Annotated in this window: 14 protein-coding genes, 1 tRNA gene and 1 riboswitch; of the genes, 7 read left to right on the plus strand and 8 right to left on the minus strand. The window is 73.9% G+C overall.

The genetic code is table 11. The features are described from left to right. Positions 1–106: 106 nt before the first annotated feature. From DA085_RS04740 to DA085_RS04750, 3 genes are all read left to right on the plus strand, one after another. Positions 107–1981, plus strand: coding sequence for a serine/threonine-protein kinase (locus tag DA085_RS04740; protein WP_109471771.1), 1875 nt, complete (start codon positions 107–109; stop codon positions 1979–1981). Positions 1982–2181: 200 nt separating this feature from the next. Then, a riboswitch (cyclic di-AMP (ydaO/yuaA leader) is annotated at positions 2182–2319 on the plus strand. A 10-nt stretch (positions 2320–2329) separates the two neighbouring features. Then, positions 2330–3109, plus strand: a complete 780-nt coding sequence (locus DA085_RS21795) for a transglycosylase family protein (protein WP_109471772.1) — start codon at positions 2330–2332, stop codon at positions 3107–3109. Positions 3110–3244: 135 nt separating this feature from the next. Further along, a tRNA-Thr gene (locus DA085_RS04750) sits at positions 3245–3317 on the plus strand. A 50-nt stretch (positions 3318–3367) separates the two neighbouring features. On the opposite strand, the gene DA085_RS04755 is transcribed toward DA085_RS04750, so the two are convergent. From DA085_RS04755 to DA085_RS04770, 4 genes are all read right to left on the minus strand, one after another. Further along, a complete protein-coding gene (locus tag DA085_RS04755; RefSeq protein WP_109471773.1) occupies positions 3368–4222 on the minus strand; it encodes a SurA N-terminal domain-containing protein in 855 nt (284 codons plus the stop codon). 125 nt (positions 4223–4347) lie between these two features. Beyond that, positions 4348–6153 carry an FUSC family protein gene (locus tag DA085_RS21800; RefSeq protein WP_109471774.1) on the minus strand — a complete coding sequence of 602 codons (1806 nt, stop codon included), beginning with the start codon at positions 6151–6153 and terminating at the stop codon, positions 4348–4350. 45 nt (positions 6154–6198) lie between these two features. Continuing rightward, positions 6199–6963 (minus strand): SDR family NAD(P)-dependent oxidoreductase, encoded by a 765-nt coding sequence (locus DA085_RS04765; protein ID WP_109471775.1) that lies wholly within the window; start codon positions 6961–6963, stop codon positions 6199–6201. Between the two features lie 48 nt (positions 6964–7011). Further along, a complete protein-coding gene (locus DA085_RS04770) occupies positions 7012–8154 on the minus strand; it encodes an acyl-CoA dehydrogenase family protein (protein WP_109471776.1) in 1143 nt (380 codons plus the stop codon). 68 nt (positions 8155–8222) lie between these two features. Between DA085_RS04770 and DA085_RS04775 the strand changes: the two genes are divergently transcribed. From DA085_RS04775 to DA085_RS04790, 4 genes are read left to right on the plus strand one after another with little or no spacing between them, the layout of a single operon-like run. Further along, positions 8223–8618 (plus strand): TOBE domain-containing protein, encoded by a 396-nt coding sequence (locus DA085_RS04775; RefSeq protein WP_109471777.1) that lies wholly within the window; start codon positions 8223–8225, stop codon positions 8616–8618. 9 nt (positions 8619–8627) lie between these two features. Next, positions 8628–9401, plus strand: a complete 774-nt coding sequence (gene modA, locus DA085_RS04780; RefSeq protein WP_109471778.1) for a molybdate ABC transporter substrate-binding protein — start codon at positions 8628–8630, stop codon at positions 9399–9401. Continuing rightward, the gene (locus tag DA085_RS04785) at positions 9388–10194 is read left to right on the plus strand and encodes an ABC transporter permease (RefSeq protein ID WP_109471779.1); all 807 of its coding nucleotides are present in this window, start codon (positions 9388–9390) and stop codon (positions 10192–10194) included. The genes modA and DA085_RS04785 overlap by 14 nt, the downstream gene beginning before the upstream one ends. Then, a complete protein-coding gene (locus tag DA085_RS04790; RefSeq protein WP_237565313.1) occupies positions 10191–11312 on the plus strand; it encodes an ABC transporter ATP-binding protein in 1122 nt (373 codons plus the stop codon). The genes DA085_RS04785 and DA085_RS04790 overlap by 4 nt, the downstream gene beginning before the upstream one ends. Positions 11313–11334: 22 nt before the next feature. On the opposite strand, the gene DA085_RS04795 is transcribed toward DA085_RS04790, so the two are convergent. The 4 genes from DA085_RS04795 to DA085_RS04810 form a co-directional block, all read right to left on the minus strand. Further along, complete coding sequence (locus tag DA085_RS04795) at positions 11335–11733, minus strand: VOC family protein (RefSeq protein ID WP_109471780.1); 399 nt, start codon at positions 11731–11733, stop codon at positions 11335–11337. Continuing rightward, positions 11730–12542 carry an SGNH/GDSL hydrolase family protein gene (locus tag DA085_RS04800; protein WP_109471781.1) on the minus strand — a complete coding sequence of 271 codons (813 nt, stop codon included), beginning with the start codon at positions 12540–12542 and terminating at the stop codon, positions 11730–11732. The genes DA085_RS04795 and DA085_RS04800 overlap by 4 nt, the downstream gene beginning before the upstream one ends. Before the next feature lie 66 nt (positions 12543–12608). Continuing rightward, positions 12609–13640: an ArsA family ATPase gene (locus DA085_RS04805; RefSeq protein ID WP_109471782.1), complete on the minus strand. Its 1032-nt coding sequence runs from the start codon at positions 13638–13640 to the stop codon at positions 12609–12611. A 47-nt stretch (positions 13641–13687) separates the two neighbouring features. After that, positions 13688–13963 carry a cory-CC-star protein gene (locus DA085_RS04810; protein WP_109471783.1) on the minus strand — a complete coding sequence of 92 codons (276 nt, stop codon included), beginning with the start codon at positions 13961–13963 and terminating at the stop codon, positions 13688–13690. Between the last annotated feature and the right edge of the window lie 14 nt (positions 13964–13977).

Below are 13977 nucleotides of genomic sequence, written 5' to 3' on the forward strand. Positions count from 1 at the left end.
CTCGAGCCTAGTCGGGCCCGCAGGGGCCCGCGATCCGACCCCGCAGCCCCGACCGAGGGCCTCGGGGTGCACTACTGAGACGAGGAGACGCAATACGGTGGGAGCCATGAGCGCCGAGTTCACCCCCTCTGCCGGGGGGCCCGACGAGGGGGCAGCCGCGCCGCCGCGGCGTCTCGGGGGCTACACCCTCGGCGCCCGGCTCGGCGCTGGTGGCATGGGCGTGGTGTGGCGGGCCCGTCCCGACGGAGCTCCCGACGACGGCAGCCGCGACGTCGCGGTCAAGGTGCTGCGGCCCCACATCGCTCACGACCCGGACGCCCGCAGACGGCTGGCACGGGAGGTGTCCACGCTCGCCCGCGTGAGCAGCCCGCGGATCGCCGCGGTGCTCGACGCGGACACCGAGGGGCCCTCGCCCTACATCGTCACCGAGTTCGTCCCGGGCCCGCCGCTGGACCAGGTGGTCGCGGCCCGGGGGCCCATCACGGGTGAGGCCCTCGTCGACCTCGGCCGGGGCCTCTCCGACGCGCTCACCGCGATCCACCGGGGCGGCATCGTGCACCGGGACCTCAAGCCCGGCAACGTCCTCATGGTCGGGGCCGACCCGGTGGTGATCGACTTCGGCATCGCCCAGGTCGCCGACGACGTGCGGTTGACGATGACCGGCCTGGTGATGGGCACACCGGGCTACCTCTCGCCGGAGGTCGTCGAGGGCGGAGCCGTGACCGAGGCGACCGACTGGTGGGGATGGGCCGCGACGCTGGCGTTCGCGGCCAGCGGCACACCCCCCTTCGGGCGGGGACCGATGAGCGTGGTCCTGGACCGGGTGATCCGGGGGCGCACCCAGCTGGACGACGTCGACCCCGCGCTGCGACCGCTGCTCGCTGCCGCCCTGGACCCGGAGCCCGACCGACGCCCCCACAGCACGGAGGTGATGCGGGCGCTGGAGCTGTATGCCGCGCACCGCCCGGTCACCGAGGCGCTCACCGTGCACATGCCCCGGCCCGCTGCCAGCCAGCCCGCTCAGGAGGGTCGCCGGCAGGACGGGCGCGCGAACCGCACCCCGCCCGAGGCATGGCCCTCGGTCCCCGCGACCGCCGTGACCCCGCGGACCGACCCGACGCGCGTGCAGCCTGTCCCTCCGACACCACAGACGCGGGCGGCGCCGCAGGCCGCACCGGAGGTGGCGCGGTCGCGGGCCGGGGAGCGCCGCGGTGACCAGCCGTACGGGCCGCCGGGCGCCGCGCCCTACGGTGCACCAGCGGGCTCGCCGTACGGCCCGCCGTCCTACGGTCCACCGTCGGGTTCGCCCTACGCCCGACCGGGCGGTCCGGCCCCTCTGGCGCCCGCCCGCGGACCCGATCCGCGCATCGGGCGGCCGATGCGCACCGGCACGATCCTCACCGCCCTCGTGGCGCTGGTCGGTCTGGCCGCGCTCGCGCCGCTGCTGTCGTGGGGGCTCCTCGTCATCTGGTCGGTCGCCGCGCGGACCGTCGACCATGCCGTGACGGCGCTCGTGCTGCGCAGGCACGAGGCCGGACCACGCCGGTCGGACGTGCCGCTCGCCGTCCTGACCAGTCCGTGGCACCTGTTTGTCTCGGCCCTCTCGACGGGGCTGGCGATCCTCCTGCCGATCGCGTTCGCGGTGGCGGCCACGGTCATCACCGCGGGCGGGCTGACCGAGACGGGCCTGCTCAGGGTGGGCGTGGAGCATCCGGTGCCCGTCGCTGTGGGCAGTCTGCTCGGCATGCTCATGGCCTGGTGGGGGCCGGGTGGGCTGGCGCTGCGCCGCGGCACCCGCACGATGGTCCGCTCGATCCTGCCCGGGCAGCTCCTGACCCAGGTCGTCGCCACCGTGCTGCTCGTGGGTGGGGTGTCGGTCCTGGGATGGACGGTCCTCGACGCCGGCACCGTCTCGTGGTGGCCCACGACGTGGAGCACCGCCCCGTTCGCCGACCTGATCCCGCAGGTGCTCCGCCCGTGAGTCGCGCCGCGACCGCGCCGGCACGCGCCGTGGGGCACGGGCGGACGCCGATCCGCTGCTGGGGGTAGCACGTTCGGGGTGGTCCTGGGTACTGTGGCGCGTGGCCCAGGACGGGCCACAGAAGTGCATAAGCCAGAACACCACACGCACGGCGTGTGCCCCTGAGGCGCCGAACCTCGTCACCAGGGCACAACCTCCGGACCGTCCGGACGCCAGACGAGGGTGGGGGACCCGTGATGACGCCGGCCCCGGCGTCTTGGGGTGAAGCCGCGCCAGCGGCCGGGCACCTGACCGCCCGAACCCGACAGCTAACCCCGCAGGCGCACGTCAGGAAGGTTGAACCCCCTCATGGCCACTGCCAAGCACCGTAAGCCCCGCACGCCCCTTGTCCCGCTCGCCCGGCGGGCCGGTGGTCTCTCCGTCGTCGCGGCGGCCGCCGCCGCCAGCATCGGAGTGTCTGCCCCCGTCGCGAGCGCCGACTCCGTCTGGGACCGTGTCGCCGCCTGTGAGTCCGGCGGCAACTGGTCGATCAACACCGGCAACGGTTACTACGGCGGGCTGCAGTTCAGCGCGCAGACCTGGTCCGGTTTCGGTGGCGGCCAGTACGCGGCCTACGCCCACCAGGCCAGCAGGTCCCAGCAGATCGCCATCGCCCAGAAGGTCCTGGCCACGCAGGGGCCCGGGGCCTGGCCGGTGTGCTCCGTGCGCGCCGGGCTGACCCGCTCCAACGGTGGTGCCGGCTCCACGGCGCCTGCGCCGGCCCCGGCCCCCGAGCAGCCGCGTCAGTCCACCGCCCCCTCGCGTGAGGCCTCGGCGTCCCGCAGCGCGGGGCCGGTCAACCCCACGGTGAGCGTCACGGGTCTGCTGGTCCGGGACGGCATCAGGGGGCCGCTGACCACGGCCACCATCCAGCGCTGGGTGGGCACCCACCCCGATGGCATCTTCGGGCCGATCACCACCAGGGCGCTGCAGAAGACGGTCGGGACCTACCCCGACGGCGTCTGGGGCCCGGACTCCCAGGCCGCGCTCCAGGACTACCTCGGCATCGAGCGGGACGGGTCGACCTCCATGAACCACCGCACCGTGGTCGCCCTGCAGAACTACCTCAACCGCAACGTGATCGGCTGACCTCCGCCGACGCGTCGGGCCCGGCACCGCTCGCCGGTGCCGGGCCCGACCTGTGTTCCCGCGGGAGGCCGCCATGTGCTCGCGGCCCCCTTCGGCAGGTACCATCTCCTCGTTGTCGGCCACTGGCGCTGACACGCCCCTGTAGCTCAGTTGGTAGAGCATCCGCCTTGTAAGCGGACGGTCGCGGGTTCGACTCCTGTCGGGGGCTCCCACCCGCTCCTGCCGTGACGGCGCGGGCGACCGCACCGGACGACCGGCTCAGAGGTGAACGGTCACGTCGGCCTCCGCGCGCAGGTCCTCGAGCAGCACCTGCACCGCCTCGTTCTCCTTCTCCGACGTCAGCTGTGCCGCGAGCTGCTCCTTGACCTCCTCGAAGGGCGGGACCTCCGCGCCCCCCGAGCCGGACTCGGCGCCTCCCGCGCCCTGCTGGGCCGACAGCTCGTCGTAGAGCGCCCGCAGCTCCTCCTCGGTCGGCTCCTCGACCTTGGCCTCCTGCTCGATGAGCTGGTCGATCTTGACCTTCTTCTCGACCTCGGCATCGACCTCGTCGGCAGTCATCCCCTGCTCCTCGAGGGCGGTGAGGAACTCCTCGCCGGAGGCCATGCCGCTGCTCTTGGCCAGCTCCTCGAGCTCGGCGTCGATGTCCTCGGGGGTGGCCTCGAAGCCGTGTTCGGCGGAGGCCTGGAGCAGCAGCTCGCTGCTGACCAGGCTCTCGACCGTCTGCTCCCGAAGGGCCGCCTCGTCAACCGGCTGCCCGGTCATTTCCGTCTGTGCCGAGGCCTGTTCAAAACTGCTCTGATAGGCCTCGCTGAACTCGTCCTTGGAGATCTCGGTGTCATTCACCTGGGCGACCACGTCGGGCACGTCCGACAGGTCGGGTGCCTGGGCCTGCCCGTCCGGCCCAGCGGTGCCCGCCGCGCCGTCCGGACCCCCGCTCGCCGCCGACCCGTCCGGTGCGGCCGACTGCGCCGCATCCTCGGATCCTGGTGCAGCAGAGGCATTCTGAGTTGCTCCTGCGTCGTCGGCGCCGGTCTGCTCATCGGTGCTGCAGGAGGCAGTCCCGAGCAGGCAGACGGCCAGCCCGAGGCTGGTGAGCCATGTCGTCTTCCGCATTGTTCTCCCTCGTGTCGAAATGGTCGGCCAACGTATCACGAATGAATAAATGATCACCCTCAGAATTCTCAGAGAATTGCCAGGAAGGCGTTCAGGATATTGCCAGAAAAGGCTGTGTGAATTGTTCAGCCCAGTGGTGGGCGGTTGCCCACGATCTCGCGCACAGCGCGGACCTCCGCCTCGGCAGGCACGTCACCGCGCCCGATCCGGGTGGCCAGCTCGCGGGCCGTCGCCTCGGCGGGGAGCACCCGCTCGAGCGGCTCACCCGGGGCCTCCTGGGAGGCGGTGGCGAGCACGGTGAAGCCGAGCCAGGCGGTGGCGTCGCGGACCGGGACCAGGTCGGTGACGCGCTCCGGCTCGTCGCGGATCGCCCGGCCCGCGAGGGCCGAGAGCTCCTGCAGGTCCAGGGCCAGCTCGCGCTGGGCGGCGAGCCCCGCCGGCTCCTGGTGCCGGCCGCGACCGAGCAGCGCGATCACCTCGGCGCTCGCCGCGACCGCTCGTGCCAGGTGGGCAGTGAGCATGCCGCGGCTGGACCGCCATCCGACGAGCCAGGGGACCAGGACGCCGCAGAGCACCCCGATCCCGGTGTCGAGAAGGCGGTCCTGGGCGATCGCCAGGGCGGCCTGCCCGGAGCCCGCCGTCCCGATGGTCAGGGCGAGCGGCGTCATGAACACGACGGCCAGCGTGTAGTTGCGGACGACGCACAGCTCGACCAGCCCCTGCAGCGTCACGATGGTGACCACGACCATCCACGGCCCGCTCTCGGAGAAGCCGCCGAGCAGGAACAGCCCGATCCCCAGGGTCGTGCCCACGAGCCGCTCGACGGAGCGGATGGTGGTGGCCCGGCGGTCCATCCCGGTGTGCAGGACCAGCGCGGCGGCGGCCATCGCCCAGTACATGTGGGAGCTGCCGACCAGCACCCCTGCGGTGACACCGGCTGCCGCGATCCCGGCCGCGACGCGGACGGCAGCCTGCAGCGCCGCGGTCGGCCAGCGGAGGGCGCGGGCGATCAGGCGGCGCAGCTGCGGTCGTCCCAACGGCGCCGCGGTCGGCTCGCCCCCGAGGTCCGGGTTCGGCTGGTGGCCGGGGAGCAAGCGCTGGGAGTAGCGCTGCTGGTGGATGATCAGGTCGGTCGCGAGCTCCGCCCTGCGGTCCTGGTCGGTGACCCGCACCGCGGCGCCCGGCGGCTGGTCGTCCGTCAGGAGCTCGGGCTCACCGCCGTCCCACAGGGTGGTCCAGGCGTCGTGGATGGCGTTGGTGGCCGCAGTGCTGAGGTCCTCCGCCTCGTCGTCACCGGGCTCGGTCGCCAGGAACCGGTCGACCGCCCGGCCCGCCGCCGCGACGGCCGCCCGCTCCGGCCCGAGGCGGTCGAGCAGCAGGTCGAACAGCGCGATGGGCACCGCCACGAGGGCGCCGGTGGTGGTGGCCAGCACCAGGCTCCCGGGGTCGAGACCGCGGGTGGGCAGGTAGCCGCCGATGCCGACGATGAGCACGAAGAAGAAGGCTCCCGGCGGGCCGAGGCGCAGCGCGTGGGCCAGGAAGGTCGCGAACGCGCCCACGGCGGCGGTGGCGCCGATCGACAGCAGGAGGTTGCCGGAGACCAGCACCCCCAGGGACATGCCGGCGATCAGGCCCAGGGCCACCAGTGCCAGCACCCGGATCCGGCTGCGGAGCGGTCGACCGGCGCCGTAGAGCACGGTGAACGCGCCCGTGCCGCAGAGCAGCCCCCACGCCTGGTGGCCGGCCGCCGTGGCGATGGTCAGGGGGACCGCGAACGCGATCGCCGCCCGCAGCGCCACGGGCCACCGGGTCGGGGGACGCACCTCCCAGCGCAGGCCACGGAAGGGGGTCACCGCCGCGGACGCCAGCTGCTCGGCACCCCGGACCGCCCGCCGACGGGCCCGGCGCACCGCGCGGCGGGAGAAGCTCACACGGCCCCCCGCGCGGTCGTCATCAGCCCCACCACGCTCACGGCATCAGCGCGGCGGCATCCGCAGCGCGCCGTCGAGCCGGATCACCTCGCCGTTGAGCAGCGGGTTCTCCACGATGTGGGCCACCAGCGCGGCATACTCCTCCGGCCTGCCCAGCCGTGACGGGTGCGGCACGAGGGCCTCCAGGGAGGCTCGCACGTCCTCGCCCAGCCCCGCCATCATCGGGGTCTCGAAGATCCCCGGCGCGATGGTCGCCACCCGGATGCCCTTGTCCGCCAGGTCCCGCGCGGCCGTGAGGGTGAGGCCGGCGACCCCGGCCTTGGACGAGGCGTAGGCCGCCTGCCCGATCTGTCCGTCGAAGGCCGCGACGGAGGCGGTCAGGAGGATGACGCCGCGGTCGCCGTCGACGGGCTCGTTGCCGGCCATCGTCTCCGCCGTGAGCCGCAGCACGTTGAAGGTGCCGATGAGGTTGATCTCGATCACGGTGCGGTAGGCGTCCAGCTCGAGCGTGCCCCGCCGGGACAGGATGCGCCCGGGCGTCGCCACCCCGGCGCAGTTCACCGCGACCCGCAGGTCACCGAGCCCGGACGCCACCGCGAGCGCCGCCCGCACCTGGTCCTCGTCGCGCACGTCCGCCGGCGCGAAGCGCACCCGGTCGCCGAGCTCGTCGGCCAGCTCCTGACCCCGCCCACCGGGCAGGTCGACCAGCACGACGGACGCTCCGTCGGCGAGCAGGCGACGGGCGGTGGCCTCGCCGAGACCGCTGGCACCTCCGGTGACCAGCGCGACGGTGTTGTGGGTGATCTGCACGGCGGCTCTCCTGACGACGGGGACGGACTGGTATGACGGGTGGCTGGCTCAGCGGAGCAGCTGGCGGGAGATGACGAGGCGCTGGATCTGGTTGGTGCCCTCGAAGATCTGGGTGACCTTGGCCTCGCGCATGAAGCGCTCGACCGGGAAGTCCTTGGTGTAGCCGTAGCCGCCGAGCACCTGCACGGCGTCGGTGGTCACCCGCATGGCGGCATCGGTCGCCACGAGCTTGGCCACCGACGCCTCCTGGGTGTGCGGCTGCCCGGCGTCCTTCAGGCGGGCCGCGTGCAGGTAGGACGCGCGCGCCGACCCGACCGCTGCCGCCATGTCGGCCAGCAGGAAGGCCAGGCCCTGGTTGTCGGCGATCGGTCGACCGAACTGCTCACGCTCGGCGGCGTAGGCGACCGCCTCGTCGAGGGCGCGCTGGGCCAGACCGGTCGCCGCGGCGGCGATGCCCAGCCGGCCGGAGTCCAGGGCAGCGAGCGCGATCGACATGCCCTGGCCGGGCTCGCCGACGAGACGGTCGGCCTCGACGAACACCCGGTCGAAGAGCACCTCGCGGACCGTGTCGCAGTCCAGTCCCATCTTGCGCTCCGGCTCGGCGAAGGTGAGGCCCTCGGCGCCGGCCGGGACGACGAAGCAGCTCAGCCCCCGCCCACCGTCGTCGGAGGTCCGGGCGAAGGTCGTGTAGAAGTCGGCGTGCCCCGCGTGGCTGATCCACGCCTTGCCCCCGGTGATCTCGTAGCCACCGTCGACAGCCGTGGCGCGGGTGCGGATGGCCGCGACGTCCGAGCCGGCGCTCGCCTCCGAGAGGCAGTAGGCGCCGAGCTGGTCCCCGGAGAGCATGCCGGTAAGGTACTTCTCCTGCTGCTCCGGGGTGCCGAAGTGGGCAAGGGGTGCACAGGTGAGCGAGTGGACCGAGACGCCCACCGCGACCGACATCCACGCGTGGGCGATCTCCTCGACCACCTGGAGGTAGACCTCGTAGGGCTGACCACCCCCACCCAGCCCCTCGGCATACGGCAGGGAGAGCAGCCCCGCCTGGCCGAGCAGGGCGAACACCTCCCGGGGAAAGCGCGCAGCGGCCTCAGCCTCGTCCACCTGGGGCAGCAGCTGCTCCCGCGCGATGTCCCGGACCAGGGCGATGAGCTCGGTGGACTCCTCCGTGGGCAGGACGCGCGACACTGGCATGGGCGAAGACTACCCGGGCGACTCGCCGTGCTGGTACATACCGCAAGTGCGGAACTATGATGCGGTACATGCCGCAACTGAGGATCAGCGACGCCGCCTCTCTGCTGGGCGTGAGCGATGACACCGTGCGGCGGTGGATCGACCAGGGGCGGCTGCCGGCGACCCGCTCGGGCACCGGCCGGATGGCGGTCGAGGGCCGGGACCTGGCCGAGCTGGCCCAGGAGCTGGCCGGCGAGGAGGACGGCGCCCTGCGCACCTCGGCCCGCAACCAGCTGCGCGGCATCGTCACCAAGGTCACCCGGGACACGGTGATGGCCCAGGTCGAGCTGCAGGCGGGCCCGTTCCGGGTCGTCTCCCTGATGAGCGCCGAGGCGGTGGACGAGCTCGGGCTGGAGCCCGGCGTCCTGGCGATCGCCTCGATCAAGGCCACGCAGGTCGTCATCGCCCTGCCACCAGGGCGCTAGGGGGTCGCCGTGCCCCGCCACCGTCCTGTCACGACAGCCGGTCCCGTGCTGGCCCTCCTGCTCACGGGCTGCGGCGAAGGGTCCGCACCGGACGCCGGTCACGGCCCGCCCGGTGAGATCACCGTCTTCGCCGCCGCGTCGCTGAGCGGCGCCTTCACCGAGCTGGGCGAGCAGTTCGAGGACGCGCACCCGGGTGCCACGGTGACCTTCGGCTTCGCGGGCAGCTCGACCCTGGCGCACCAGGTCCTCGGCGGTGCCCCGACCGACGTCCTCGCCACCGCCTCGCCGGAGACCATGGGACGGGTCACCCGGGCCGGCCTGGTCGAGGGTGATCCCGCCGTGTTCGCGCGCAACAGCCTGCAGATCGCCGTGCCGGCGGGCAACCCGGGCGGTGTCCGCACCCTGGCAGACCTCACCCGCGAGGAGCTGACCATCGCCCTGTGTGCCCCGGAGGTCCCCTGCGGTGCGGCGGCGGCCGAGCTCCTCGCGGCGGCGGGGCTGACAGCGGCGCCGGACACCTACGAGGACGACGTGCGGGCCGCGCTGACGCGGGTGCGTCTGGACGAGGTGGACGCCGCGCTGGTCTATCGCACCGACATCCTGGCCGCCGGCGCGGACGTCGAGGGACTCGAGGTCCCGGGTGCGGGCGACGCGGCCAACGACTACCCGATCGCGGTGCTGACGGGGGCGCCCGACCCGGACGGGGCGACGGCCTTCGTCGACTTCGTCCTCTCGGCGAGCGGCCGGGAGGTCCTGGGGGAGGCCGGCTTTGACCTCCCCTGAGCGCAGGGCAGGCGGCATCCCGCCGGTGCTGCTGCTCCCGGCCGCCCTGGGACTGCTGTTCCTGCTCCTGCCCCTGGTGGCCCTGCTCGTGCGCACCCCGTGGGGCGACCTCGGCGCCCACCTGTCGACCCCGGGGGTCCTGCAGGCCCTGCGACTCTCCCTGGTCTCGGCCGGGCTCGCGACGCTCCTGTGCCTGCTCCTGGGGGTGCCGCTGGCCTGGGTACTGGCCCGCGCTGAGGTGCCGGGCACCCGCCTGCTCCGCGCCCTCGTCACGGTCCCGCTCGTGCTGCCGCCGGTCGTCGGTGGCCTCGCGCTGCTCCTCCTGCTGGGTCGACGCGGACTGGTCGGCCAGCACCTCTATGCCGCCTTCGGGGTCAGTCTGCCGTTCACCACCGCGGCCGTGGTGCTGGCCGAGGCGTTCGTGGCCATGCCCTTCCTGGTGATCGCCGTCGAGGGGGCGCTGCGCGGGGCCGACCGACGCTACGAGGACGCCGCGGCCACGCTCGGTGCGGGTCGGTGGACGACCTTCCGGAGGGTCACCCTGCCCCTGGTCGCACCGGGCATCTCGGCGGGCGCGGTCCTGTGCTTCGCCCGGGCGCTCGGCGAGTTCGGGGCGACCCTCACCTTCGCCGGGAACTTCCCGGGCGTCACGCGCACCATGCCCCTGGCGGTCTACCTCACCCTGGAGTCCGACCCCGAGGCCGCGATCGTGCTGGCCCTGCTCCTGCTCCTGGTCTCGGTCGTGGTGCTGGTCGCCCTCCGCGGCCGGTGGGTCGGGGGAGGAACACCGTGAACCCCACCCCCGGTCCCCTGCTGTCCCCGGCCGCCGGCCGGCCGGAGGTCACCGCCGACGGTGACCTCGCGGCATACCTGCGCCTCACCCGCGGGACCTTCCGCCTGGAGGTGGACCTGCAGGTCCCCGCCGGCCAGGTGGTGGCCCTGCTCGGACCCAACGGGGCCGGCAAGACCACGGTCCTGCACACGCTCGCCGGCCTGCTGCGGCTGCGGTCCGGCCGGATCATGCTGGGGAGCCGCGTGCTGGACGACCCGGCCGCGGCCACCCACGTGGCGCCGGCGCGGCGCGAGGTGGGGATGGTGTTCCAGGACTACCTGCTGTTCCCGCACCTCACCGTCCTGGACAACGTCGCCTTCGGTCCCCGCGCCCGCGGCGCACGTCGCAGGGTCGCCCGGGACGAGGCCTCGGCCTGGCTGGACCGGGTGGGCCTGCGCGAGCAGGCCGGTTCCCTGCCCGCGCGGCTCTCCGGCGGCCAGCGGCAGCGCGTCGCCCTGGCCCGGGCGCTGGCGACGCACCCCCGGCTGGTGCTGCTCGACGAGCCGCTGGCCGCGCTGGACGCGGCGACCCGGCTCGGGGTCAGGTCCGACCTGGCCCGGCACCTGCGGGAGTTCGGGGGCAGCGCCCTCCTGGTCACCCACGACCCGATCGACGCGATGGTCGTCGCGGACCGCATCGTCGTGCTCGAGGACGGCCGGGTCGTGCAGGACGGGACCCCGGCGGAGGTGGCCCGGGCCCCGCGGACGGAGTATGTCGCGCGCCTGGTCGGTCTGAACCTGCACCGTGGCAGGGGCTCGGGCGAGACGGTCACCCTCGACGCCGGCGGGGTGCTGCACGTCGCCGACCAGGTCGAGGGCGCCGCCCTGGTCGCGTTCCCGCCCACCTCGGTCACGCTGCACCGCCGCCGGCCCGAGGGCTCCGCACGCAACGTGTGGGCCGGTCAGGTGACCGGTCTGGAGCAGCACGCGCACACCGTGCGTGTCCAGGTGGCCGCACCCCGGCACCCGCCCGTGCTGGCGGACGTCACGCCCGCCGCGGTCGCGGAGCTGGACCTGGCCGCCGGGGCCGCGGTGTGGGTGTCGTTCAAGGCCACGGACACCCACGTCTACCCGGGGTAGCCGGAGGGCTGTGGGTTGCGGCTCACGCTCCGCCCACGACGATCTCGACCTCGAACCCCTGCCCGTCCTCCAGGAACAGCGCGGTGTGCTCCGTGCCACCGGCGTGCGGGTAGCGGTCCCCGAACAGCTCGTGCCACCCGTGCTCACCGGCAGCCGAACGCAGGCTGTCGAGGGCCGCACGGTCCGCGCAGGTCAGCGCAAGGTGGTTCAGCCCGGCCCGGTGGCGGTCGTGCCCTCCCGGCACCAGGTCGGGGGACTGCTCCAGCCCGAGGTACGTGCCGTCCGGGTGGATCCAGCTCCGGCCCGTGCCCCAGCCCTGGTGCGGGGACCATCCCAGCCGGCCCAGCAGCCAGCCCCACTGGGCCTCCGCCCGGTCCAGGTCGTCGACCCAGAGGTCGACGTGGTGCAGCGCCCGGCTCACTGGTCCGTCCCGACGGGGCCGAGGACGGGCCGCTTGGGGTCGATGTGGTCCCCGGAGGACCGGCCGCGCAGGCGCCGTCCGACCCAGGGGGCGGCATACTGCCTGGCCCAGACCACGTTGTCGCGCAGGGACTCAAGGCGGCCCGGCTGTGGTTGCGGGGGCAGCGGGATCCTCCAGTCGGCCTCTGCCGCGGTGTGCCCGAGGGTCTCGTAGGCCGCCAGCGCCACCCTCCGGTGCCCCTCCGTGCTCATGTGGATCCGGTCCGGCTCCCACATCCGCCAGTCCCGGAGGAAGCGGAAGGACCACTGGTTCATCAGGTAGGCACCCTGTCGCTCGGCGATCGACCAGAGGTGACCGAGGTAGATCGCGGCGCGCCCGCGGGTGCGCTCGACGACCGGGGCGCCGGCCGGGTCGGACGGGGTGGCCATCAGCACGTCGGCCCCGGTGGCGCGGAGGCGGGCGACGCCCTCCTCGAGCTCGGCGGCGAGGGCGTCGGGGTCCGCGCCCGGCCGGAGGATGTCGTTGCCGCCGCCGATGATGCTCACCAGGTCCGGTCGGAGACCCAGCCCGACGTCGATCTGCCGTCCGGCGATGTCGTGCAGCCTGCGTCCCCGCACCGCGAGGTTGGCGTAGCTGAAGTCCGGGGCATGGGCGGACAGCAGCGCCGCCAGCCGGTCGGCCCAGCCGATCAGACCGCCGTCGGGCCCCGGATCACCCAGGCCCTCGGTCATGGAGTCGCCGAGGGCGACGTATCGACGCCAGGGGCGGGGCTCGGGTCGGATGCTTCCGGTGCGTGCGCTTCCTGCCATGGGTCCATCCTGGCGCGTCCCACCGGGCTGTCCGGCGCGGCGTTGCCGTCTGCCGGGCACGGCCGGTCAGCCGAGGTGGGCGACCAGGGCCTCGAGCCCGTTCTCGCCGAGCACCTCACCGGGCAGGAGGGGGATCTCGGTGACCGGGAGGGCGGGAAGGGCCGCGGTGAGCTGCGCGACATACCCGTCCTCGACCTGCCGGCGGGTGGCGAGCAGCTCCCCTGCGTCGGCGGGTGAGCGCTTGTTGACCACCAGGGCAGCCACGTCCATCCCCGAGCGCGTGAGCTGCTCGTGCAGCTCGATGGACTCCAGGACCGGCAGCCGCTCGGCAGCCGCGACGACCACGAACCCCGTGCGCGACCGGTCCTGCAGCACCTCCCGCAGCTGCCGGAAGCGGTGCTGGCGGCGGTCCAGCACCGTCCTGATCTCCTCATCCCGCCGGGCCCGGCGGTCCTGGGTGCGTCGGGGGCCGATGGAGGTGCCTGAGCCAGGCAGCCGCCGCGAGCCGATGAGCTCGGCGGCGTCGTAGTCGGCGCCCTCCAGGCCGCGCAGGGCGGCGCCGAACCGGGCGGACCGGTCCTGCCTGCGCAGCAGCCCCTCCGTCCAGGCCTGCATCAGCTCGGGCAGGGCGATGAGCCGGGTCGTGTGACCGCTGGGGGCCGTGTCGAAGATCACCAGCTCCTCCGAGGGGCGCTGCTCGACAACCTCGGCGATGCGCTCGAGGACGGCGGCCTCGTGCGTGCCCGGGGCGTCCCGGGCCAGGTCGAGGTGCTTGTCGACCTCGCCCTGCAGGTGGTCGGCCATGAGGCGGCGCAGGGTGGCGCGGACCGCGCCGAGGTGCTCGTCGGTCGTGCGCGCCGGGTCGATCTCCAGCCCACGCAGCCGCGGGGCGAGATCGACGGGGGAGTCACCGACCGTGCGCTGCCAGAGGTGCCCGAGGTTGTGGGCCGGGTCGGTGGAGACGACGAGGACCGGTCGGCCCGTGCGGGCCACGGACAGGCCCAGGGCGGAGGCCACCGCGGTCTTGCCGACACCGCCCTTGCCGCCGACGAAGAGCACGTCCCGCTGCCGGGCGAGATCGGTGAGGGGGCGGGCCATCGGGCTCCTCCGTAGGTCGGTGCTGGGCCGGGGGTGGTGCGGTGGGCTCAGCAGCACGAGAAGTGGTCGAGCGGTGAGCGGTCCAGGCCCATCCGGCGGTGCCACTCGTGGAACTGGTCGTAGACGACGGGCAGGAGCTCCACCGTGTAGTAGCTCGCCGGGTTCGGGACGCCGAGGGCCTCGGCCATGACGATGACCAGGAACAGGTCGTCCTCGTCCTGCTGGGCGCGGGCGAAGGTGCGCCGGTAGGGGCCGCTGTAGAAGTCACGCAGCCCCGCAGCCACCTGTGACAGGCGGCTGCGGGGCTGGTCGGAGTCCTCCATCACCGGGAGGCTAC

This window comes from Ornithinimicrobium cavernae (assembly GCF_003121625.1).
Lineage (GTDB): Bacteria > Actinomycetota > Actinomycetes > Actinomycetales > Dermatophilaceae > Ornithinicoccus > Ornithinicoccus cavernae.